Raw genomic sequence first — 2,288 nt, 5'->3', positions numbered from 1 at the left:
TATTAATAATATTAAATACGCTTGACTTTTTAGTGATTTGAATACAGATTATGACACGTTAAGTTTATATTTTTATCTATAATGTATCATAAAAGGGGTTTTTATATGTCAGACATTAAAACGTTAAGCTCACTCGTCCTCGGTAAAGCCTACGTTGCACAAAGCGATTTTCGCACCGTGCATCATGCGGTCACCGGCGAACCAATTTATCAAGTCAGTAGCGCTGGTATCGATACCAAAAAAGTGGTTGAGTACGCCAAAGAATATGGCTTAGTGCTTGCTAACTGGACATTCCACCAGCGCGCTAATGCACTAAAATTGGTCGCACAATATCTACTTCAACGTAAAGAAGATTTTTATGCCTTAGCCACGGCAACTGGTGCGACACGCAAAGATGCCTGGGTCGACGTTGAAGGAGGTATCGGTACCTTATTTGCATATTCGAGCCTCGTGCGCCGTGAGCTCAGCGATGAGACTGCCTTAGTTGAAGATGCTTGGATTCCTCTATCAAAAAATGGTACGTTCGGCGCTCAGCATATCCTGAGCCCGAAAACGGGTGTGGCCATTCATATTGATGCGTTTAACTTCCCTATCTGGGGCATGTTAGAAAAAGTCGCACCGACTCTATTAGCTGGTGTTCCTTGTATCGTCAAGCCTGCAACCGAAGGCGCTGAGCTGACTCATGCCGTGGTAGCCGCGATTCATGAAAGTGGTCTATTGCCAGAGGGTTCATTGCAGCTGATATGTGGACAAACCTATGACTTGTTTGACCATCTAAATCCCCAAGACACCATAACCTTCACAGGTTCTGCAGTAACGGGTCAAAAACTGCGAGCCCATCCACACTTAAACGCCCATTCAATTCCTTTCACCATGGAAGCCGATTCGGTAAACAGTGCCATTTTAAGCCCAGCTGCCAACGATGAAACTATCGATTTGTTTGTACGCGAAGTTTTCCGCGAAATTACTATCAAAGCTGGTCAAAAATGTACTGCGATTCGTCGCGCGTTTGTTCCTGCCGCCTTGCTAGAAACAGCGCAAACTCGCCTAGTTGAAAAACTACAAAAAGTCGTGGTCGGTGATCCAAGTCGTGAAGACGTGACCATGGGTACATTAGCTAGCGTGAAGCAAAAACTTGACGTCACAGAAAAAGTCGAGCAACTAAGCCAAGAAGCCGAAGTGGTATTCGGTAGTCACTTACGTGAAGACTTCATTTTACAAGTAGACGACGCAGAAAAATCAGCCTGTTACCCACCAACCGTATTGGTCTGTAATAACCCAAGCCAAGCCGAAAATATCCATCGCATCGAAGCATTTGGTCCAGTTGTCACCCTAATGCCATACGGCGACCTAGATGAACTCGGTGCACTTGTAGCACGTGGTGAAGGTAGCTTAGTTGCCTCTATCGTGCGCAATGCAGACGAAAATATCGAAGCCTTATTGAAAAAAATTGCCCCTTGGCATGGACGTGTACATATCCTAGATAGCGAAAGTGCTCGTGAAAGTACAGGTCATGGTTCACCTCTCCCATTACTTGTACACGGCGGCCCAGGCCGTGCCGGTGGCGGCGAAGAACTTGGTGGTCTGCGAGCTGTTAAACACTACATGCAACGTACCGCCATCCAAGGCTCACCCAATGCCATGACCCAAGTCGGTCACAGCTGGACAGCTGGTGCGCAAGTGTTCGAAGATCGTGTCCATCCGTTCAAAAAATCATTCGATGAACTTCGTATTGGTGAGCGTCTATTGACCGCACGTCGTACAGTGACTGAGGCAGATATCGTCAACTTTGGCTGCTTAAGTGGTGACCACTTTTACGCTCATATGGACAAAATTGCGGCGGCAGATTCGTTCTTTGGCGAGCGTGTCGCCCATGGTTACTTTATCGTATCAGCGGCCGCTGGCTTGTTTGTTGACGCATCACCTGGTCCAGTCATCGCTAACTACGGTATGGAAAACCTACGCTTCGTCGAGCCTGTCAAGATTGGTGACACCATTCAAGTTGAATTAACTTGTAAACAAAAGACGTCAAAAGCACAACGCGACCCAGCGGAAAAAGCTCATGGCGTTGTAGTATGGGATATCAAAGTTAAGAACCAACGCAACGACTTGGTCGCAACTTACGACATCTTGACCTTAGTTGAGCGTAAGGCTTGATAGCTATACGGATTTGGCATAAAAGGGGGCGTCATGACTCCTTTTTTGCCAACTAAAGTAAACTTTATTGATAAAACATATTGACGTCAGGTTATATAATGGCTAAATTATAAAAAAGAGATACACAATTT

The 2,288-nt window shown here is 45.8% G+C and carries 1 protein-coding gene; it reads left to right on the top strand.

The genetic code is table 11. From position 1 onward, the window contains the following. Window positions 1–105 precede the first annotated feature (105 nt). Window positions 106–2,157, top strand: a complete 2,052-nt coding sequence (gene paaZ / locus ACZW67_RS14205) for a phenylacetic acid degradation bifunctional protein PaaZ (protein WP_465183793.1) — start codon at window positions 106–108, stop codon at window positions 2,155–2,157. The last annotated feature ends 131 nt before the right edge of the window (window positions 2,158–2,288 follow it).

The organism is Psychrobacter sp. TPE 89C (assembly GCF_055522395.1).
The sequence above is the reverse complement of the archived record's forward strand: the minus strand, read 5'-3'. Positions and strand labels throughout refer to the sequence as shown.